The organism is Tabrizicola sp., from assembly GCF_051645465.1.
Lineage (GTDB): Bacteria > Pseudomonadota > Alphaproteobacteria > Rhodobacterales > Rhodobacteraceae > Tabrizicola.
Genome location: NZ_JBOFBI010000143.1, coordinates 1 through 20,720, shown reverse-complemented (window position 1 = coordinate 20,720; position 20,720 = coordinate 1). Strand labels below are relative to the sequence as shown.

Below are 20,720 nucleotides of genomic sequence, written 5' to 3'. Positions count from 1 at the left end.
AGCTAGGGATTTCGGAAAGCGCCTTCAAGGCAAGGCTGAACTCTGCACGTATCAGACTAGAGGCTCGAACTGCAACTGAGGCTCTTCGAAAGGCGCGCGAGTACCGATTGCTGTAAGCACGTGAGGTTTCCCTTTTGCTTTCCGACGACTTAGCAGAAGGAGACTATGATGGAAGTGACAACTCTCTCGTACGAAAACCTGCACAACCATGGCGAGCTTTTCGCCAACATGTTCAGGGCACGGCACCGGGCTTTTATCCAGCAGAACAAATGGGACCTCCCCCAGTCGAACGGGATGGAGTTCGATCAGTACGACACTCCGGCAAGCCGCTGGGTCGCGGTTCACGAGAACGGCGAGGTTCTGGCAGGCATCCGATTGACGCCGACCACCCATCGCTGCGGCATCTACACCTACATGATCCGCGACGCGCAGCGCGGCTTGCTTGAGACCATTCCAAGCAACTTGCTGGACATGCCGGCCCCGGTGGCTGACAACATCTGGGAAAGCAGTCGTGTCTTCGTATCGGACCTGGTTCCGGCAGCCATGCGCCTTCGGGTTCAGCTGCAACTGCGCCAGGAGATGGTCAATGCGGCGCGCGAGCTGGGGGCGACGATGGTGCTCGGCCTTATTCCTGAGGCTTCGCGCCGCATCGGACGCCGCGTCGGACTGGACTGTGAGCCGGCTGGCCCGATCATGAACTTCGATGGGTTGGATTGTGTTTGCGTGACGATCAACTTGGCTGCGAAGATGCACTGACGACGTCCTGGAAAACGCTCAGGCTCTGGGTCTTCCATCAGCGGAGGACTCTGCGACTGGGCGCTGATTTCATGGCCTCGCCTGCCGCGTAATCCATCCTTGGAAACCGCCATGGCCGACCTGTTTGACATCGCCACGCCACCAAGATCCGACGCGCCCCGCCCGCTCGCCGATAGGCTGCGACCGCGGGTCCTGTCGGATGTGATCGGCCAAGAGAAGGTGCTGTCGCAAGATGGCCCGCTCGGGGCCATGCTGGCAGCAAGGTCGTTGTCTTCGCTTATTCTCTGGGGCCCTCCCGGCGTGGGAAAAACCACAATCGCCCGGTTGCTGGCCGATGCGACTGACCTGACTTTCGTGCAGATCAGCGCGATATTCACGGGTGTTCCTGATCTTCGCAAGGTTTTCGAGGCAGCCAGGCTGCGGCGTCAGAACGGTCAGGGAACGCTTCTCTTTGTCGACGAGATCCACCGCTTCAACAAGGCGCAGCAAGACGGATTTCTGCCGCATATGGAAGATGGAACGATCCTTCTGGTCGGGGCGACAACCGAGAACCCGTCGTTCGAGTTGAACGCAGCCCTTCTGTCGCGTGCACAAGTAATCGTGCTGGAGCGGCTCAGTCTCACCGATCTTGAACGGCTGGCGCAACGCGCCGAGAAAGAGTTGGGCCGGGCGCTGCCGTTGCAGGGTGAGGCGCGTGAGGCGCTGCTTGAGATGGCAGATGGCGATGGCCGGGCCCTTCTGAACCTGATCGAACAGGTGACCTCCTGGAAGATCGAGGCGGCGCTGGACCGTGATCAGCTTGCACAGCGGCTGATGCGGCGGGCGGCGAAATACGACAAGTCAGGCGATGAGCATTACAATCTGATTTCGGCCTTGCACAAATCTGTCCGAGGGTCTGACCCCGACGCCGCTCTCTACTGGTTTGCCCGGATGCTGGAGGGCGGCGAGGACCCGCGCTTTCTCGCCCGCCGGATCACCCGGATGGCCGTTGAGGATATCGGACTTGCAGATCCTCAGGCCGAGGCGGTCTGTCTGGATGGCTGGCAGACTTATGAACGGCTCGGGTCGCCGGAAGGCGAGCTTGCCCTGGCGCAGGCCGTGGTCTACCTCGCGCTCGCGCCAAAGTCGAACGCGGTCTACACGGCGTACAAAGCCGCACGAGCGGCCGCCCGCGAGACGGGCAGCCTGATGCCGCCCAAGCACATTCTGAACGCGCCGACCCGGATGATGAAGGATCAGGGGTATGGTGCCGGGTACGCGTATGACCACGAGGCGGAAGACGGCTTTTCCGGCCAGAACTACTTCCCCGACGGCATGAAGCGCCCGGTCTGGTATCTTCCCCCCGAACGCGGGTTTGAGCGCGAGTTGAAGAAGCGGGTGGAGTATTTCGCCAAACTCCGCGCGAAGCGGTGAGAGGGGTGAGGCGCAAAACTTTTCGAAAAGTTTTGCAAAATCCTTCGAAGGATTTTGGCCAGGCCCGCGACGCAGCGCCACTGCATTGACAAACTGTCCGCCCCGCCTCAAAGGACGCGCATGTCCCAGAATCTTCCCCTTATCGCGCTTGGCGGCGCACTTGGTTCCATGCTGCGCTACCTGATGGTTGCCGCGATCGGCGCACCCTGGGGCACGGCTTTGGTCAACGTGCTGGGCAGCCTGGCCATCGGAGTCCTCTTCATCGTCCTCGACTCACGTGCGGGCTGGCAGCTTTTCCTGATGACCGGCGTTCTGGGAGGTTTCACCACCTTCTCGGCCTTCTCGCTGGATACGCTGAAGCTCTTCGAGCTGGGCCAGCCTCTGCAGGCTGCGGTCTATGTGTTTGGCTCAGTCGCCCTTTCCCTGTCTGCCACCGTACTTGGAGTGGCCCTGGCCCGAGGCTTTGCATGAACGTCCAGCTTCTCACCGTGACCGAGGACGAGGGCGAACAGCGCCTCGACAAGTGGCTGCGCCGCCGCTTTCCGTATCTGACACAGGGTGCGGTCGAAAAGCTCTGTCGCACTGGTCAATTGCGTGTCGACAAGGGTCGGGTGAAGGCCTCTGACCGCGTAACACCGGGCCAGACGGTCCGAGTGCCGCCGCTGCCGCCGGAGGGGCCTCCACCCGAACCGCGCCCGCAAGGGATTTCGGCGGCGGACGCGAAGATGATCCAGCAGGCGGTGCTCTTCAGGGATGAGCATCTGATCGTTCTGAACAAGCCCGCAGGCCTGCCCTCGCAGGGTGGATCGGGTCAGGGCGACCGGCATGTCGACGGTTTGGCCGAAGCGCTGAAGTTCGGCTATAAGGACAAACCCAAGCTGGTCCACCGGCTGGACAAGGACACCTCGGGCGTGCTGATGCTGGCGCGGACTGACCGGGTGGCGCGGGCGCTGTCCGAGGCGCTCCGGCACCGTGCTGCGCGCAAGATTTACTGGGCGGTGGTCGCAGGGGTGCCGTATCCAAGGCAGGGTTCGATCAAGTTCGGGCTGGAAAAGGCGCCGGGCCGGGGCAGGGGGGGCGAAGGCGAAAAGATGCTGTGCGTCCACCCCGCCAAGATGGCCGACCACCCCGACGCGAAACGCGCCCACACCGACTACTTCACCCTCTGGTTCCTTGGCACGCGCCTAAGCTGGATGGCGCTTGAACCCGTGACCGGTCGTACCCATCAGTTGCGTGCGCATATGGCCGAGATCGGGCATCCGATCCTGGGCGACGGCAAATACGGCGGCGGCGCATCCGAGAACCTGGGTGACGGATGGGGGTCCGGAGCGGGGGGCGACCTCTCGAAGAAGCTGCATTTGCATGCCCGCAGCCTGACGATCGAGCACCCGATCACCAAGAAGCCGATGACGTTCACAGCACCCCTGCCGGACCACATGTCGCGGACCTGGAAGCTTCTCGACTGGAAGGAAGACGACGTTCCCGCCGACCCGTTCGAGGTGATCCGGTGAGTGGCTGGACTGCGCGCCGCTTCTGGACCGCGGCCAGCGTGGTGCCGGTCGACGGTGGCTTTGCTGTGCATCTCGATGCCCGACCGATCCGCACCCCCCTGAAGGCCCAGCTGGTCCTGCCGACCCGTGCTCTCGCCGAGGCCATAGCGGTTGAATGGCAGGCGCAGGAGCAGACCGTCAACCCCGACGTCATGCCCTTCACGAGGACGGCAAACTCGGCGATCGACAAGGTTGCGCCGCAGCTTGCGGACATCGCCGTAATGCTGGCCGCCTACGGCGAAAGCGACCTTCTGTGTTACCGTGCCGATGGCCCTGCAGAACTGATCACCCTGCAAGCCGCGGGATGGGACCCGCTGCTTCAATGGTCCGCCGAAAGCCTTGGTGCACCGCTCAGGGTGACCACAGGCGTGATGCATGTCGACCAGCCGCCCGCCAGTCTTGCGGCCCTAAGCGAACATGTCAGAAGCCTAAGCCCGTTCCAGCTGGCGGCATTCCACGATCTGGTGGCGATCTCGGGGTCGCTGATCCTTGCGCTCGCCGTCACCTGCAAGAAGCTCTCTGCGGAAACGGCCTGGACGTTGTCGCGGATTGACGAGGACTGGCAGGCTGCGCTCTGGGGCGAGGACGAAGAGGCGGCGGAAGCTGCAGCCCGCAAGCGGGCAGCTTTTGTGCAAGCCGACCGATTCTATGCAATGTGCGGCTAATACTTCGCCTAAAGTCTGTGCAACCATTGGTCGGAAGGCCGGACGGCTGCTATAACCCAAAGAAAATAAGCATTTTTTCTGAAGGCGACATGACCCGCTTGACCTCCTAAAGCGCTTTCGCCGAAACTGCCTTGTAGCTGGAGAGGCTCACCTTCTGCAGTCTGCACAGGCGCGATCTCTGCGCGCTCCATAAAAGAACACGGCCCCTGAAGGGCCGCTTACTCAGGAAGAGGTAAGAATGAAAAAATCCGTATTTTTCGGCGCGCTCGCGGCCACCACTCTCGTATCGGGAATGGCGATGGCTGGCACGCTTGACGACGTCAAGGCCCGGGGCGAGTTGATCTGCGGCTCGAACACTGGTCTCACTGGCTTTGGTGCTCCAGACGCCAGCGGCAACTGGTCCGGCTTCGACGTCGATCTCTGCCGGGCGATTGCCGCGGCAGTTCTCGGCGACCCGACGAAGGTCAAGTTTGTCCCCACCACCGGCGAAACCCGCTTCACGGCACTTCAGTCCGGGGAAGTCGACCTTCTCGTCCGCAACTCGACCTGGACGGCATCGCGCGACAGCGAACTTGCGCTCGATTTCGTGGCCGTGAACTACTATGACGGCCAGGGCTTCATGGTGAAGAAAGACCTCGGCGTCTCTTCGGCCAAGGAACTGGACGGCGCCACCGTCTGCATCCAGACCGGCACCACGACCGAACTGAACCTTGCCGACTTCTTCAAGCAGAACAACATCACCTACCAGCCGGTTACCGTAGCTGACGATTCCGAAGCGCAGCGCCAGTATCTTGCCGGCGCCTGCGACGCCTACACCACCGACGCTTCGGGCCTGGCCGCCAGCCGTGCGACCATGCCGGATGCCGAGAACCACATCATCCTTCCGGAAATCATCTCGAAGGAACCGCTTGGCCCGGTCGTCCGCCATGGCGACAACAACTGGGGTGACGTGGTCCGCTGGACCTACTACGCGCTGCTGATCGCCGAAGAAAAAGGCATCACCGCAGCCAATGTCGAAGAAGTGCTGGCTTCGACCACTGACGAGGAAGTAAAGCGCCTCCTCGGTGCCTCGGGTGACATGGGCGTGAAGTTTGGCCTCGACAACGCGGCCTTCAAGAACGCCATCGCCGCTGTCGGCAACTACGGCGAGATCTTCGCCCGCAACATCGGCGAAGGTACCTCGATCAACCTCGCCCGCGGGCTTAACGCGCTGTGGACGCAGGGCGGTCTGCAGTACTCTCCGCCCTTCCGTTGATATAGGCCACCGGGGGCGCCAGTACTTGGCGCCCCTTCTTCATCAAGGAAAAGAAACCGCAAGGCTTTGGGGGCAGAGCCCCACGCAACCGGAAAACCGGGGCCGCCTTCGGTAAACAGGGGGAAGCCATGTCAATGGCAAGCGACGCGCCGAAGGATAGCTTTCGGCTCTCGATGCTCGTTTACGATACGCGGTTCCGGTCCTACACGATTCAGATCGTGGTACTGGTCCTTTTTGCACTGGCGGTGGCCTGGCTTCTGAACAACACCGTGCAGAACCTGGAAGCGCGCGGGAAAGAGTTCAACTTCGCGTTCCTGTGGCAGCGCGCGGGCTATGACATCGGCCAGCAGCTTATCCCCTACACCAACGACAGCACGCATTTTCGCGCGCTTCTGGTAGGTCTGCTGAACACCTTGGTCGTGGCCGTCATCGGCTGCATCTTCGCCACCATCCTCGGTGTGATCGTCGGCGTCCTGCGGCTCTCCAGGAACTGGCTCGTTTCTCGCCTGATGACGGTCTATGTCGAGGTCTTCCGGAACGTCCCCCTGCTGCTGTGGATCCTGCTGTCCTACGTCATCCTGTCGGAAACGACGCCGCAGCCGCGTGATTTCCGGGTGACCGACGAAATGGCTGCCGCCGGTGAGGCACCTGCTGCATCGATGATGATCTGGGACACCGTCGCCGTCACCAACCGTGGCACCAACATCCCCTCGCCCCTTTTCGAACGCGGCCTCGGTTCCGTTGATCTTGGGTTCATGACCTTGAACCTGACGCTTCTGGCGATCATCGCGGTCATTGCCGGATCGGTCTTCGTCAACCGCCGCCTGCTCGCCTCGGCACGGGCAAAGCAAGAGGCGACCGGCGACCGCCCGGTCACCTGGTGGAAGTCGCTTCTGATCCTTTTCGCGCCGATCATCGCCCTGCTCGTGGCGCTTGGTTTTCATCTGGAAGTGCCCGCCCTGAAGGGCTTCAACTTCCAGGGTGGCATTCTTGTCGCCCACAGCTTCACCGCGCTTGTGATCGCGCTGGCACTCTACACCGCCGCCTTCATCGCCGAGATCGTGCGGGCAGGCATCATGGCCATCAGCCGCGGCCAGACCGAAGCTGCCTTTGCGCTTGGTCTGCGTCCGAACCGCACGATGAGCCTGATTATCCTTCCCCAGGCACTTCGCGTGATCATCCCGCCCCTGATCAGCCAGTATCTGAACCTGACCAAGAATACGTCGCTTGGCATCGCGGTCAGCTATCTTGATCTGCGCGGCACGCTTGGCGGCATCACGCTGAACCAGACCGGGCGCGAGCTTGAGTGCATGCTCCTGATGATGCTGATCTATCTTTCGATCAGCCTGATCATCTCGGCCTTCATGAACCTCTACAATTCCTCCGTTCAGCTGAAGGCGCGCTAAGATGGACCAGCCTTTCGCCCGCAAGGAAATGCTTCCGCCACTGCTGCCGCCGATCAGCGAACGCGGCGTGGTCAAATGGCTGCGCGAGAATCTGTTCTCCACGCCGTTCAATGTCGCCTTGACCGTCGCTGGCGGGATCGTCATCTGGTGGCTGGTCAGCAACTCGCTGCCCTGGTGGCTCAACTCGGTCTGGAATGCCGAAAGCCTTGGCCAGTGCCGCCGGACCGTGGCGGCCAGCGCCGGTGAAGGCGCGACCGGTGCCTGCTGGGCGGTGATCAGGCACTGGTGGGGGGCCTTCATCTTTGGCTTCTACCCTTCTGCAGAATGGTGGCGGCCGGTGCTCGCGTTCGGCCTTCTGTTCGCCGCCCTCGCCCCCGTCCTTTTTGCCGGACAGAAGCGCAATCTGACCCTGGTGCTCTCGGTGGTAGCAGCATTTCTTCTGGTATCGCTCTACCTCGCGTCCGCGCCGGCCCCGGCCTTTGTGCTGGCGATCCTGCTTGTCGCGGGGCTTCTGGCCGTTGCGCAGGCGCTGCCGGGCAAGCTTTTGTGGTTCACCCTGATCTACCCCGGGCTTTGCTTCTGGCTTCTGTGGGGCGGGTCGATCTGGTTGCCGATCATGGCCATGGCGGGCTTTGGAGTGCTCTACCTCGTCTTCCGGCTGGCCACACCCCTCATCGGCTTGTCGCCTGCGGCGGGGGCGGGCGTGATCGCGGCGGTGCTCTGGTGGCTCTATCTCGACGTCCCCACGGTCGGCGCCCTGCAGTCGGTTCTGCCGTTCGGCATCACCGCGGTAAACTCCGACCAGTTCGGCGGCTTCCTTCTGGCCATCGTCATCGGCGTGACGGGCATTTCCTTCTCGTTGCCCATCGGCATTCTGCTGGCGCTTGGCCGTCAGTCCGACATGCTTATCGTCAAGACGCTGTCTGTCGGCTTCATCGAGTTCATCCGCGGCGTGCCGTTGATCACGCTTCTCTTCACCGCGTCTCTCCTCCTGCAATACTTCCTGCCGCCGGGAACGAACTTCGACATCATCCTGCGCGTCATCATTCTGGTCACTTTGTTCGCCGCCGCCTACCTTGCCGAGGTCATCAGGGGTGGCCTCGCGGCACTTCCCCGCGGCCAGTATGAAGCTGCCGATGCACTGGGCCTCGACTATTGGCGGGCGCAACGGCTGATCATCCTGCCGCAGGCGCTGAAAGTGTCGATCCCTGCGATCGTCTCGACGTTCATCGGTCTCTTCAAGGACACCGTTCTGGTCGCCTTCGTGGGGCTCATGGATCCGCTCAGGGGTATCACCACCATCGTCCGCGCCGACATCGACTGGAAGGGCATCTACTGGGAGCCCTACATCTTCGTCGGCGCCATCTTCTTCGTCATCTGCTTCGGCATGTCCCGGTACTCGATGTATCTGGAACACAAGCTGAAGACCGACCACCGGTAAGGACATATCATGGCAGACGCGGCTAAAATGCAGGTCACGGACGAGATCGCGATCCAGATCAGCGGCATGAACAAGTGGTACGGCACGTTCCACGTTCTGCGCGACATCAACATGACGGTGATGCGGGGCGAGCGGATCGTCATCTGCGGCCCCTCCGGTTCGGGCAAGTCCACCCTGATCCGTTGCATCAACCGGCTGGAGGAACACCAGCAGGGCCAGATCGTGGTGGACGGGACGGAACTTACGAACGACCTGAAGAATATCGACAAGGTGCGGTCGGAAGTCGGGATGGTGTTCCAGCACTTCAACCTCTTCCCCCATCTCACGATCCTCGAAAATCTGACCCTTGCGCCGATCTGGGTGCGGAAGGTGCCGAAGAAAGAGGCCGAAGAAACGGCGATGTATTTCCTGTCCAAGGTGAAAATCCCGGAGCAGGCGCACAAATACCCCGGCCAGCTTTCCGGCGGCCAGCAGCAGCGTGTCGCCATCGCCCGGTCCCTGTGCATGCGCCCCCGCATCATGCTTTTCGACGAGCCGACCAGCGCCCTTGACCCAGAGATGATCAAGGAAGTGCTCGACACCATGATCCAGCTTGCCCAGGAAGGCATGACGATGATCTGCGTCACGCACGAGATGGGCTTTGCCCAGGCCGTGGCGAACCGGGTGATCTTCATGGACCAGGGCCAGATCGTCGAGCAGAACGAGCCGAAAGAGTTCTTCAGCAATCCGAAAAGCGACCGGACGAAGCTGTTCCTCAGCCAGATCCTCGGTCACTGAAGCTCTTTGGCCCCTTGTCCGCAGCCGAGGGGCGGACCATTGGCTAGTTGCCGTGGCGGGGCCGGACTGCCCGTTCAGCTAGACCTTCGACGTGATCCAATCCACAAAGGCGAGCGCGTCCGGATGGCTGTTGCCCGCCTCGGGCCGGAGCAAATGAAAGCCCTCTGCAATCGGCACGTTCAGCGCGAAGGGGGCAACAAGACGCCCAAGGGCAAGGTCTCGTTCGGCCAGAGAGGTGCGGCCAAGCGCAACGCCGCCGCCTTCGGCTGCGATCTCAAAGGCCATCAGGGAATTGTCCAATTGCAGCCCTTTGCCGGGATCTACGGCCTTCGCGCCCACCGCGTTTAGCCAGATGCCCCACCCCTCCTGGTACCCAAGCACATGAAGCAGGCGGTGGCGGCCAAGATCGTCCGGCTTTCGCAGCGGAATACGCGAAGCCAGATCGGGCGCACAAAGCGGGGTGATTGCCTCATTGGTCAGGCGATGGCTGACGTAGCCAGGCCAATCGCCGGTGCCATACTGGATGTCCAGATCAAACGCGTCCTTGTCAAAGGGATCATTCCATACACTTGAGATCACGCGGACGGACGTTCCCGGATGGCGCTCCAGAAACTCAGGCAGGCGCGGTGCCAACCAGTTTACCGCAAATGAGACGGCACAGCGCAGAGTAAGCCCTGGGGCTTGCCGATGGCCAAACACTTCGCGCGTGCCGATCGCAAGGCGTTCCAGCGCATCCTGCACTTTTGGCAGGTAGGCCTCGCCGGACTTGGTCAGTTCAAGGCTACGGGGGCGGCGGCGGAACAGCTGATGGCGCAGATGAAGCTCCAGAGACTTCACGTGCTTGGACACCGCGGCTTGCGTCACATGCAGTTCGGTCGCGGCGTTGGTGAAGCTGAGCGTGCGGGCGGCGGCCTCGAACGCGCGCAGCCAGGTCAGGGGTGGAAGGTCGCTGTGCATGGCGGCATGATCCCAACGGTGCCATAACTATTTGTATAGGTATTGCCCCTGAATACGTTGTTTGACCGAATGCCGCCAGAGCCTTCATGTGGGGGAAAATCACCAGGGGTTCTTGATGTTTTCCGTCTTCCCAACAGCGCGCCTCCGACCCTCGCCGTTCTACCAGTCTGCCGTGGCCGAAGGGCTGGTCGCGGCCAGTATCTACAACCGCATGATCATGCCGACCTCCTACGGCGATCCGGAGGGCGAATACTGGCGGCTGATCAACGGCGTCTCGCAATGGGATGTGGGGGTGGAGCGGCAGGTGCAACTGAAGGGGCCGGATGCGGGCAAGCTGGCACAAATCCTGTCGCCGCGCGATCTTTCGGAATGCAAGGTCGGTCAGGGCAAATATGTGCCGCTCTGCAACCATCGCGGAACCATCATCAACGACCCGATCCTGCTGAAGCTGGCGGATGACCTTTACTGGCTGTCGATCGCCGACAGCGACATCTGGTTCTGGGCGGGCGCGATTGCCGCCGAGCGGGGCCTGAACGTCGAAGTGTCAGAGCCGGACGTGTCGCCGATGGCCCTGCAGGGCCCGAAGGCCGAGGATGTGGTGGCGCATGTGGTGGGCGACTGGGTGCGCGGGCTGAAGTACTTCTGGTTCAAGGAAACCGAGATCGAGGGCATTGCCGTCGCGGTGCAAAGGTCGGGCTGGTCCAAGCAGGGCGGGTTCGAGATTTACCTGAAGGACGGCAGCAAGGGCACGCAGCTTTGGAACATCTTCAAGGAGGCGGGGAAGCCCTGGGGCATCGGGCCAGGGGCACCGGCGACGCCGGAACGCACGGAAAGCGGTCTTGTCTCGGTCGGTGGCGACACGGACGATATGACCAACCCGTTCGAGGTGCGGCTTGGCAAATATGTCGATCTGGATGTGCCCGACGACGTGGTGGGCATCCGGGCGCTGCGGCGGATCAAGGCCGAGGGGGTCAAGCGGCATCAGCTCGGTCTGGTGCTGGAGGGCGACACGCCTGCGCCTCTGGGGTTTCAGCGCGAGGATATCATGTCGAACGGCCAGCGCATCGGGATGATGACGAATTGCGTCTGGTCGTTCCGGATGAAGGCAAATATCGGTTATGCTCTGGTCGGCGCAGGGGCCAAAGTGGGCGAGACTGTGCAGGTGATGCGCGCGAAGGGGCCGGTGACGGCAAGGCTTGTCGAGCTTCCGTTTCTTTAGACCCGGACCGGCGCGCAATCGACTTTGGGGGAGGACTGAGAATGCGCAACACGGGCCAGGCGCCAACCGGGACGGACGCCACGCTGCGGCGCGGGCGGGGCTGATCCGATGCGTACGCACTTCGAGGCCGCCGCGCAGACCGCGGCGAACCATGTGACCCTCTCGCCGCTGTCTTTCCTGCAGCGGGCCGAAATGGTGTACGCTAACCGCCCCGCCACCAGCTTTGGCGGGGTGACGCGCAGTTGGGCCGAGGTCGGCGCACGGGTGCGGGCGGTCGCAGCGGCCCTGATGGCGCGTGGCGTGGGGCTTGGCGATACCGTCTCGGTCCTGTCGCCCAACCGGCCGGAATTGTTCGAGCTGCATTACGCGGTTCCCCTGGCAGGCGCCGTCCTGAACACGATCAACACGCGGCTGGAACCCGAGACGGTGGCCTATATCCTCGACCACTCCGACAGCCGCCTCGTCATCGTCGATCCGACGCTGGTCCCGCTGCTGAACGCGGCGACCGCTTTGGGTGGCAACGCGCGGCCGGTGATCCTGCTGCCCGAAACCGCGAGCGGGCCGGGCGACTATCACGACATGACCGAGGCCGCGCCGATGCAGTGGTCTCTGCCGGGCGACGAATGGCAGGCGCTGGCATTGAACTATACCTCGGGCACCTCGGGGCGGCCCAAGGGGGTGATCTATCACCACCGTGGCGCTTATCTCATGGCCATGGGCACCGTTGCGGGCTGGGCCGTGCCGCCGCATCCCACCTATCTGTCGGTCGTGCCGATGTTCCATTGCAACAGCTGGAACCATCCTTGGGCGATGGCGATTGTTGGCGGTCACATGATCTTTCCGGCCGATCTGCACCCCAAAACCCTGCTTCAGGCGATGACCGACCATAACGTCACTCATCTGGGCGCGGCCCCTGTCATCCTGCAAATGCTCTGCGAAGGCGGGGCTGCCCGGCCCTTCGATCCGCCGGTCAAGGTGATGACGGCCGGGGCACCGCCACCCCCCGCCGTGCTGGAAAAGGCCGCAGCCCTTGGGCTTCAGGTCATGCAGGTCTACGGTCTCACCGAAACCTACGGCCATATTGCCCAGTGCCTTTGGCAGGACGACTGGGCCGGGTTGCCACCTGCCGAGCAGGCCGAAAAGCAGGCGATGCAGGGCGTGGCCTTTCCGATGCTCGATGGCCTGCGCGTGGTCGATCGCGCTACGGGCCTCGACGTACCCGCCGACGGCCTGACCCAGGGCGAGATCGCCATTCGCGGCAATACGGTGATGAAGGGCTATTACAAAGACCCCGCCGCGACTGCCGAGGCTTTCAAGGACGGCTGGTTCTGGTCGGGCGATGCCGCGGTGATGCATCCGGACGGCTACATGCAGATCCGCGACCGGTTGAAAGACGTCATCATCTCCGGCGGCGAAAACGTCTCGTCGGTTGAGGTGGAGGCCGTGCTCTACCGCCACCCGGCAGTGAAAGTCGCCGCCGTCGTCGCCCGCCCCCATGCGCGCTGGGGCGAGGCGCCCTGTGCGTTCGTCGAACTGCGCGAGGGTATGGAGGCGGCGGAAGACGAGATAATCGCCTTCTGCCGCAGCCACCTCGCGGGCTTCAAGACGCCGAAGTCCGTGGTGTTTCAGGAGCTGCCGAAAACCGCGACCGGCAAGATCCAGAAGTTCATCCTACGCGATGCCGCGCGGGCCCTGGGGCCGCTGGCGTGACGGCGGAAGAACGGACAATGACACCGACACCTGCGCCGTCGTCGTTTTGATGGTGTGAAGCTTTGCAAGGAGGCCCCATGATCGCCCTTCCCACCCTGTTCAACATCGTGCTGGACCTTCACGCCGACGGCGTTCTGGTGGCCACCCTGAACCGCCCGGCCAAGCGCAATGCGCTGAATGCCGAAACGGTCGAGGAGCTGGTCATGCTCTTCTCGGCCGTGCCGCGGTCCGGGGTGCGGTCGGTCGTTCTGGCCGCCGAGGGCGATCACTTCAGTGCCGGGCTTGACCTTGTCGAGCATCACAAGGCCGACCGCAGCCCCGCCGAATTCATGCACCTCTGCCTGCGCTGGCACGAGGCGTTCAACAAGATGGAATACGGCGGTGTTCCGATCATCGCCGCGCTGAAAGGTGCTGTCGTGGGGGGCGGGCTGGAACTTGCCTCGTCGGCCCATATCCGTGTGGCGGACGCCTCGACCTATTTCGCCCTGCCGGAAGGCCAGCGCGGGCTCTTCACCGGCGGCGGGGCGACGATCCGTGTTGCCGGGCTGGTCGGCAAGGCGCGGATGATCGACATGATGCTGACGGGCCGCGTCTACAAGGGTCAGGAGGCGGTCGACGTCGGGCTGGCACAGTACCTTGTCGCAGGCTCCAGCTTTGAGACGGCGCTCGCGTTGGCGCAGAAGGCCGCGCAGAACCTGCCGCTGACCAATTTCGCGATCTGCTCGGCCATCAGCCACATGGGCAACATGTCCGCGCTCGACGCCTCCTATGCCGAAGCGGTGGTGGCGGGTGTCGTCAATACCCAGCCCGCCGCCCGCGAACGGCTTGATGCCTTCGCCAAGGGCACGGCGGCGCGGATACGGCCGGGGGACTAAGGCGGCTCTTGTGCCAGGCGCCGTTCGCTTGCACTTCAAGCGACTGACGAAAGCAGCGTAGTGCTACATGAAGATCGGGAACTTGCGGGGCGTGCAGCCCGCAAAGCTTCACCCCCGGCGCAAGGCCGGGGGTGAGACGAGGGTTCTGCCGGGCGGCGATTTAGCGGGTCGGGATGCGCTTCAGCACGAAGGTACCGCCGGAAAACTGTACCTGCCCTTCGACACCCATGTGCTCCAGCGTCAGTCGAAGGTTCCGGGTCAGACGGGCAGTGTCAGAGCGGGTCTCGTACCAGTACTCGGCGAGGCTGCCAGAGGCGCGGACCGGGCGGGCGCTTTCGACACAGGCGTACGAGTTCATGTACTCCTCAAGTGCCGTGATCTCCTCGGTCTCGAACCCTACAAAGCGGATCACGTAGGCCGTCGGAAGGCTCTCGCAGGTATCTGCCGGAGTGACGACCGTGACAGTGGGGTCGGTCACGATGACGGCGGTGCTGTCGATGACCCCCTCGGCCGCAGGGGCCGCGACAAAGCCCTCAAGCTTGGCGGTCAGCGCGCTGGCCAGTTCGGCCCCAAGGATCGCGGCACTGTCGCCCACGCTTTCCAGAAGGCATTCGCGTTCGCACACGACCGGCAGCGGCGGCAGTTCCAGACCGGACACTTCGAACGATGCGATCTGCTGGCCGGTGCGCACGTTCAGGATGCGGCCGGGAATGCGGACCTCGGGGCGCACAATGTCGGCGTAGGCAGATTCCGAGACCGAGGCGTAGATGGTGAAGACGACGACCACATCCAGGGGCGGGGCCTGCACAGCACGGGCGACCGAGATCAGCTCGCTGTCTTGACGACGGACGCGGTTCGCTGGGTTTATGTCCATCGCGATCGCGGTTTCGTCGAAGATGTTGTAGCCCTGCACGTTCATCTCTTCGGTCATGGCAGCGATAACGCGATTAAAGATGCGGTTGCCACGCGGCACGCTGTCTTCGTCGGCATCTTCACCCATCACGACGATGTTGAGGCCCTGGGCAAAGGCCGATACGGGGGTCAGTTGCGCCAGTCCGATGGCGACGATTACGGCAAGAAATCTAAGCATTTCGTGTCTCCTACGGAAAACTGGTCAGTTGTGAAGCCAAGTCGGCGTCGCGTGGAAGTCGTCGAGGGCATTGGAAGAGAGGCGCCAGCGGGGGTCGCTTAGTCCCGAGGTGTAGGACCAGTGCAAGCCCCAATGGCTGCCAGGGTCCGAGACGACCACATAGCTGTACTCGATCCCGGGGACGATCTGGCCGGGCAGGGGGTAGACGGGCTGGTAGTAGCCTGTTTGCATCGGCACCAGAAGCGAGACTTCGACCCGGCGGTTGGCGCCCGACATGGGATCGGACGGAACCTTCAGCTCTTCTTCGCCCCAGCCGTGTGCGACAAGGCGGTCGGGCGAAATGTTATGGTAGCGGACCAGATAGTCAGCCACCGCGATTGCCCGCCGGATCGACAGTTCAAGATTGTACGCCGCCGATCCGCGGGCATCGGTGTGACCCGCAATCAGGAAGCTGTAGGGCCGCAGGGCCGGATCGTTCAGGGCGTAGCCAAGGGCATCAAGCTGGGCCCGCGCTTCTGGCAGCAACCGGTCGCTGTCGTAGGCAAAGAATACCGTCAGGTCGACGGCGCGGCCCGTGTCCATCACGACGATCCCGCTGGGGGTCTGAACCTCACGCGTGGCGCGCGCGGTGTTGCCTTCCACGGGGGCAAGCTCGCGGATGATATCGGTCGCCGACAGATCAGTGCCACCAAACGAATCCTCGGGCTCGCCGGGGGGGGTTTGCTGCTCTGTAACGTCGGTCGGCTGCTCAGTGGTCGTGCCTGGCGCCGGGTCAGTCAGGGGGTTCTGTGCCTGGACCGGTGCAGCCATTGCAAGGCACAGCAGCGCCGCAGGAACTTTGCCGTGTAGAGTATGTCTGATCATCTCTTTTCTCCTTTGCGGGGCTTGCTTTTGCCCCTCACGGGAACCGGGCAAACCGTAGAGCCAAATTTGGAGAGGGCGACTGCATCAGGCCGAAAATCTTTCCGCCTGTGCTAGTTGCCCTTCAGGATATCGTTCATCTCGTCAGTTGACATGTCGCCCGGCGTCTCTTCGGGGGCCTCTGTACCTTCTACGGGGGTTTCCTCTGCGGCGACGGCCTGCGTTGCTATGTTGGGGCTCGCGCCTGCCATTGCTGCGGGCGTTCCTGCCAGCACGGTGCTGGCCTGAAGAATGGTCCCGAGGTCAATCGCCATGTTGAAGCTGGTCGGGTCAGAGGCATCCAGTCCACCCGCCCTGTGCAGCGCGACGGCCACCCCGCGGTCGTCGAACATCAGCGAGCCTGACGAGCCAGGCAGCGTATCGCACCGATGGGCCACCACAGGCGGCCCAGCCCGGTCATTCAGGACCAGACAGCGAAACCGGCTCATGACCTTGGGTCGGCCAAGCGGATGGTGGATCACGACGCGCGTGGCGCCGTGTTCCGGGGGCAAAAGGCCGATCGAGACATACCCAAACTGGGCCTCTGCCGCCGGGTCGACCTGGGCAATGGCGAAGTCCAGATCCTCCCGCCCGTCAATCAGGGTTGGCGAAACCCCGAACCTTGCTGATCCGGTGCCATCAAGCGAGTTGTAATTCATCAGGATCGAAGCTTCGAGCACCTCGTAGTTTCCGACCTGTGGCAGGCAGTGGTAGTTGGTCATGACCATCCCGTCACCGAGCAATGCGCCGGTACAGGTGCTGGCGATCTCTTCGCCAGTATTGAGGTCGCGCAAGAGGACGTCGATCCGGCCGATAGGACGCGACAGAATGGCCATGCGGTCGTTCGGCGACAATTCTGAAATCGGCTCGAACGCTCCGCCTTCGCTGGCGGCGATGAAGGCGGCGGCATCACCGGTGTTCTGCCGCACGATCAGTTGCGCCTGACCGTAGTCGGACGCTTCAAACATGGCGGATTGCGCAAGGCAGGGGGCGGCAATGACGAACGTGGCAAGAAGCGAAAAGGCGGTTCGGAACAGGATTCGCACGATAAGCCTCCTAGGGGTCTGGCATAACGATCTGATGGCGGATCGGCGCGTCACCCGCGCCTCCATTGGGGTCAGGGAATGTGTAGACGACGTTTCGGACGCCCTCGCGCAGGAATAGCACGGTGGTCCCTGCTGCACCCGATGCCTCGACAAAGGCACCGGGGGGATCGGACTGCACACTGGGCGGCGCGCTGCCGTCCGATGAGGACAGCACGATGCCGCAAAGCGTCGGATCCGCCGGTGTTGGCGCAAAGCCCTCCGGCCCCCACATAACGGGCTGAAGCGTCCGGCGCGCCGGATCGAACAGGGCCGAACGGCAGCTGCCCCCTTCAGCCACCCGGACTTCGGCCAGTTGAATGCCGGGTTGGGATGGCGTCGTGGGAGGGGTGACCTCCGCCTCGTTTTGCGCTGGGGTTTCTGCTGGCGGCGTAGGACTGCCCTCTGGGTTGGCGGGATCCTCCGGATCTTCGACGACGCCCTCGACGGGCGGGCTGTCAGCTCCTCCCGGCGGTAACTCAGGGACTGGTTCGATGGTCGGACCCTCCGCTACGATCTCCGTGGTGCCTCCGACAGGCGTCTCAGGTTCGTCGGGTTGATCCACAACGTTGACATCCGGCCCGGTCCTGTCCGTCAGCTGGATGACCGCGACGGCAACGAAAGCCGCAGCAATAGCCGAGGCCCCAGCAATCATCCGCATATTGGCGCGTCGCGGCGGGGGGCTTGAAGCTGCCGCCGGAACCACTTCTGGGGCATAGGTCAAAACCGACAGGACCTCGTCTAGCTTCTCGGGTTTTAGCGTCCGTATTCCCAGATCGTTCAGTCTGGCAAGTGCGGCATCCTGACCTGACCCTGGGGGAAGGACCGCGACCACGGTTTTCCCCGCTGCGGCAAGCTCCGCCTTCGACACGTCAACCTTGCGCTCAAGACCGTAATCACCGGGCAAAAGCCGCATGTCCAGGTCGACCGCACCGGTGGCCCAAAGCGTCAGGTCCGCCGGTTCCTCGGGCTTTGCCAGCGTCCAGCCTTTGGACAACAGGAGGTGCGCCAAAGCGACCGGAACCTCCCAACTGCGGCCACCGTCGGGAGCGCCGGACAGCCGCAACTCATGCGGGGTGATCGCCGCGCCAAGGTAGCGCGCGATGGGGCCTTCGGGTCCAGCCAGCGCACGGTAGTCCGCCGACAGAGCCAAAGGCCGGTAGTCGCCTTGGGCAAACGCCGCCCCGTGCGGCAGACCCGGCCGGGGCACCAGCGCACAAAGGTGCAGGACCGCCCCCGTGGTCGGAACCATCAGGGCGAACCGGCCCGGGGCAGTCACGGCGGCGGCGCTCGTCACGGCAAGAGGTAGAGCGCGGTGCCCGGATCGCGCAAAAGGGCAAGGGCAGCGTCAGCCTGCGGGAAGTCCGGACCAAGCGACAGGATCACGGTGCCTGCATCCGGTTCGGGCAGGGCAAGGCGAAGGCTTTCACCAGTATGGCCGACCATCTCGAGGCTGGCGGCCTCAGCCGCCCCTTCCAGCACCACCAACGGCACATCGCCATCCGTCACCGGCAAGAGGCGCAGCCTGGCAGACCCGATCCGCCGGTCCACTTCACCGTCCGATGCGGCAAGGGCGACAGGCGACGCGGCCAGCGCAACGGCTGACAGCATCTGCCGATACCGCGAAGCCATCGCAGGATCGCCGCGCAACGCCCGTGCCACGGCAAGCGAGGCGGGATCACCGGCAGCGCGCCGGACCTCGGCCCAAAGGTCGGCGGGCGTCACGCCCCTGACCACGGCTGGCTGTGCCTGCGACAGCTGCCGAGCGATGTGAACTTCGGCCATCAGAATGTCCATGGCGGTGTCCTCGTCATTGGGATCGGCGGTCATCTGGCCATCTCCTGCCGGATATGGTCCCGATAGATCGCAGCGAAGGTTTGTGAAAAGGCGGCCCGGTCGCGGGCAACGCGGCTGTCCAGCGGTTCGGCCCGATGCAGGCGCGCGATGGCCTGCCGATGCTCTTCCAGCGCCTGGGCCGTCGCCGCAAGCGCCTCATCCATGTGCGCCATGGCTTCGGCAAGCCGTTCGTGTGGCATGTCGAACCCGGCGCGGCGCATCCGGCGCAATTCGCGCATCCCCTGTTCTGCAAGCGCGCCGCCCTCCGCACCCGTCCGCAGGGCCAGGGCAATGGTCAGGCAGCGGCGCAAATGCGCGACAAGCGTCTCGGTTGCTTCGGCAGCGGCGGAATAGTCGGCCTCAAGCGCCGGAATACGGTCTGCCAGATCGGCCCCGCCCGTCCCGCGCCGCAGGCGGTTCGCGATACCGGCCTGGATGCGCCCGAAGACCCGGGCCCGGAGGGCGGTCAGCGGACGTGCGCGGTGAAAGGGATCAAGGTTCAGCACGGCGGCAAGCGCCTCCTGCTCGGCCCCGGTCAGCACCTTGGGGCCATCTTCGACCGCATCAAGCAGCTCCATCGCGTCCTGCAGGCTTATGGCATCGACCAGCGGCAAGGACGCGGCCTCAAGCCGGTCTTCCCAGTTGTCCATATCCTCGAGGCTGTCGGCCCGGCCAATGGCCGACAGGGTACCCATCTCGGCCAGGACCCGCTCGTAGGTGATGAAATGCTCGACCACCGTGGTGAACATCACATCCTGCGCCACGCCGTTTTGCCAGAATGTCAGGATATCGTCGTCGACGAACCCCTCACGCTTAACGGCATTCCGCAAGTATTCGCGGATGGCATGAAAGCTCCGTTCGATCGGTGCTGCGGGCATGTGGGTGCGGCGGTAGGCGGCCATGCGGGCGGCAAGCGCGCGGGCCAGATCGGGGGCTTCCGCCACGGTGATGCCAGGGCCGATCCGCTCCGAAATCTCGGTGAACCCGTCAAGCGCATCCGCCGTCAGGATGAACTCCGCCAGGCTCAGGCACCGGGCGAGGCCGGTCCACGAACAGCGCCAGGGGCGCGGCGCGGTCAGCACGAGGCCCCGGCTGTCGGCAGCAGCGATATCGCCCAGCCGGTCTTGCAGCACCGCCGCCGACGCAAGCGACGGGTCGAGCGCCAGATCGATCAGCCCGGTTCCATCGACCCCGAGTGCCGCAATCGCATGCGCCAGATCCCAGAGCGGCCGGTCGCGGCTGGGCCGGATTGCGCCTGCCACGGCGCGGGCCAGCCATGACCGGTCCTGCCGACCCAGCATCCTGCCATCGGCGACGGCGTGCAGATCGGCGGCGCAAGCCTCGTCATGGCCAAGCGGCAGGTCGCGGGGATCAATGCCGTCCATCGCTATCTCACCAGAATTCGCGTCGTTGCCTCGACCATTCCGGGCTGGGCGCGCATGTCCTCCAACATGGCCGCAATGGCCGCGCTGTCCAGCAAAACCTGATTTGCGGCCTGTGGCCCGGCATCCCGCCAGCTTTGCTCAAGCGCCTGAGGCAGGGCTTCGGACGGGGCAAAGCAGTGGAACAGGTTCTCGAACGCGTCGGACAGCACGATGTCGCCCAGACCGAAATCGGCCGGATAGCTGTAGCTGCCGGGTTCCACGGTGGCCATCTCACCGACAGGCAGCACGACAAAGGCCGTCTCGTCCGGGGCCATCACCCAGCAGTACAAGGGGCCGGGTTTGGCCATGTCCACCCGGACCTCCAACCGCTGGCCCGCCTGGAACGCAGGGGCTGTCAGGTCCA

The 20,720-nt window shown here is 63.6% G+C and carries 20 protein-coding genes; 12 read left to right on the top strand and 8 right to left on the bottom strand.

Annotation, left to right across the window (positions count from 1 at the left end; all coding sequences use genetic code 11):
• Window positions 1–168 precede the first annotated feature (168 nt).
• The 9 genes from ACRCSW_RS09005 (at window position 169) to ACRCSW_RS08965 (ending at window position 9,263) form a co-directional block, all read left to right on the top strand.
• On the top strand, window positions 169–756 hold the full coding sequence (locus ACRCSW_RS09005) for an acyl-homoserine-lactone synthase (RefSeq protein ID WP_438704377.1): 588 nt from the start codon (window positions 169–171) through the stop codon (window positions 754–756).
• A 111-nt stretch (window positions 757–867) separates the two neighbouring features.
• A complete protein-coding gene (locus tag ACRCSW_RS09000) occupies window positions 868–2,169 on the top strand; it encodes a replication-associated recombination protein A (RefSeq protein ID WP_438704376.1) in 1,302 nt (433 codons plus the stop codon).
• Between the two features lie 120 nt (window positions 2,170–2,289).
• On the top strand, window positions 2,290–2,640 hold the full coding sequence (locus tag ACRCSW_RS08995) for a fluoride efflux transporter FluC (protein ID WP_438704374.1): 351 nt from the start codon (window positions 2,290–2,292) through the stop codon (window positions 2,638–2,640).
• Window positions 2,637–3,680: an RluA family pseudouridine synthase gene (locus ACRCSW_RS08990; RefSeq protein ID WP_438704372.1), complete on the top strand. Its 1,044-nt coding sequence runs from the start codon at window positions 2,637–2,639 to the stop codon at window positions 3,678–3,680. The genes ACRCSW_RS08995 and ACRCSW_RS08990 overlap by 4 nt, the downstream gene beginning before the upstream one ends.
• Complete coding sequence (locus tag ACRCSW_RS08985; RefSeq protein ID WP_438704371.1) at window positions 3,677–4,384, top strand: ATP12 family chaperone protein; 708 nt, start codon at window positions 3,677–3,679, stop codon at window positions 4,382–4,384. The genes ACRCSW_RS08990 and ACRCSW_RS08985 overlap by 4 nt, the downstream gene beginning before the upstream one ends.
• 238 nt (window positions 4,385–4,622) lie before the next feature.
• Complete coding sequence (locus tag ACRCSW_RS08980; RefSeq protein WP_438704369.1) at window positions 4,623–5,639, top strand: amino acid ABC transporter substrate-binding protein; 1,017 nt, start codon at window positions 4,623–4,625, stop codon at window positions 5,637–5,639.
• A gap of 128 nt (window positions 5,640–5,767) precedes the next feature.
• Complete coding sequence (locus tag ACRCSW_RS08975) at window positions 5,768–7,045, top strand: amino acid ABC transporter permease (RefSeq protein ID WP_438704368.1); 1,278 nt, start codon at window positions 5,768–5,770, stop codon at window positions 7,043–7,045.
• A 1-nt stretch (window position 7,046) separates the two neighbouring features.
• A complete protein-coding gene (locus ACRCSW_RS08970; protein WP_438704366.1) occupies window positions 7,047–8,486 on the top strand; it encodes an ABC transporter permease subunit in 1,440 nt (479 codons plus the stop codon).
• Window positions 8,487–8,495: 9 nt separating this feature from the next.
• Window positions 8,496–9,263, top strand: coding sequence for an amino acid ABC transporter ATP-binding protein (locus ACRCSW_RS08965; RefSeq protein ID WP_438704365.1), 768 nt, complete (start codon window positions 8,496–8,498; stop codon window positions 9,261–9,263).
• A gap of 78 nt (window positions 9,264–9,341) precedes the next feature.
• On the opposite strand, the gene ACRCSW_RS08960 is transcribed toward ACRCSW_RS08965, so the two are convergent.
• Window positions 9,342–10,220, bottom strand: coding sequence for a LysR substrate-binding domain-containing protein (locus ACRCSW_RS08960; protein ID WP_438704363.1), 879 nt, complete (start codon window positions 10,218–10,220; stop codon window positions 9,342–9,344).
• 115 nt (window positions 10,221–10,335) lie between these two features.
• Between ACRCSW_RS08960 and ACRCSW_RS08955 the strand changes: the two genes are divergently transcribed.
• From ACRCSW_RS08955 to ACRCSW_RS08945, 3 genes are all read left to right on the top strand, one after another.
• A complete protein-coding gene (locus tag ACRCSW_RS08955; protein ID WP_438704362.1) occupies window positions 10,336–11,439 on the top strand; it encodes a glycine cleavage T C-terminal barrel domain-containing protein in 1,104 nt (367 codons plus the stop codon).
• Between the two features lie 108 nt (window positions 11,440–11,547).
• Entirely contained in the window at window positions 11,548–13,149 is a 1,602-nt protein-coding gene (locus tag ACRCSW_RS08950; RefSeq protein WP_438704361.1) for an AMP-binding protein, read from the top strand.
• A gap of 77 nt (window positions 13,150–13,226) precedes the next feature.
• Window positions 13,227–14,024: a crotonase/enoyl-CoA hydratase family protein gene (locus ACRCSW_RS08945; RefSeq protein ID WP_438704359.1), complete on the top strand. Its 798-nt coding sequence runs from the start codon at window positions 13,227–13,229 to the stop codon at window positions 14,022–14,024.
• Between the two features lie 160 nt (window positions 14,025–14,184).
• On the opposite strand, the gene ACRCSW_RS08940 is transcribed toward ACRCSW_RS08945, so the two are convergent.
• The 7 genes from ACRCSW_RS08940 to ACRCSW_RS08910 all read right to left on the bottom strand — a co-directional run.
• Window positions 14,185–15,114: a hypothetical protein gene (locus ACRCSW_RS08940; RefSeq protein WP_438704358.1), complete on the bottom strand. Its 930-nt coding sequence runs from the start codon at window positions 15,112–15,114 to the stop codon at window positions 14,185–14,187.
• 24 nt (window positions 15,115–15,138) lie between these two features.
• On the bottom strand, window positions 15,139–15,978 hold the full coding sequence (locus ACRCSW_RS08935; RefSeq protein WP_438704356.1) for an OmpA family protein: 840 nt from the start codon (window positions 15,976–15,978) through the stop codon (window positions 15,139–15,141).
• A 110-nt stretch (window positions 15,979–16,088) separates the two neighbouring features.
• Window positions 16,089–17,060 (bottom strand): trypsin-like serine peptidase, encoded by a 972-nt coding sequence (locus tag ACRCSW_RS08930; protein ID WP_438704354.1) that lies wholly within the window; start codon window positions 17,058–17,060, stop codon window positions 16,089–16,091.
• A gap of 10 nt (window positions 17,061–17,070) precedes the next feature.
• Window positions 17,071–18,348 carry a hypothetical protein gene (locus ACRCSW_RS08925; protein ID WP_438704352.1) on the bottom strand — a complete coding sequence of 426 codons (1,278 nt, stop codon included), beginning with the start codon at window positions 18,346–18,348 and terminating at the stop codon, window positions 17,071–17,073.
• Between the two features lie 41 nt (window positions 18,349–18,389).
• A complete protein-coding gene (locus tag ACRCSW_RS08920; protein ID WP_438704351.1) occupies window positions 18,390–18,926 on the bottom strand; it encodes a hypothetical protein in 537 nt (178 codons plus the stop codon).
• Window positions 18,923–20,317, bottom strand: coding sequence for a hypothetical protein (locus ACRCSW_RS08915; RefSeq protein WP_438704349.1), 1,395 nt, complete (start codon window positions 20,315–20,317; stop codon window positions 18,923–18,925). The genes ACRCSW_RS08920 and ACRCSW_RS08915 overlap by 4 nt, the downstream gene beginning before the upstream one ends.
• Window positions 20,318–20,319: 2 nt before the next feature.
• Window positions 20,320–20,720, bottom strand: a 401-nt coding sequence (locus tag ACRCSW_RS08910) for a hypothetical protein (RefSeq protein WP_438704347.1), incomplete at its 5' end; no start/stop codon positions are given.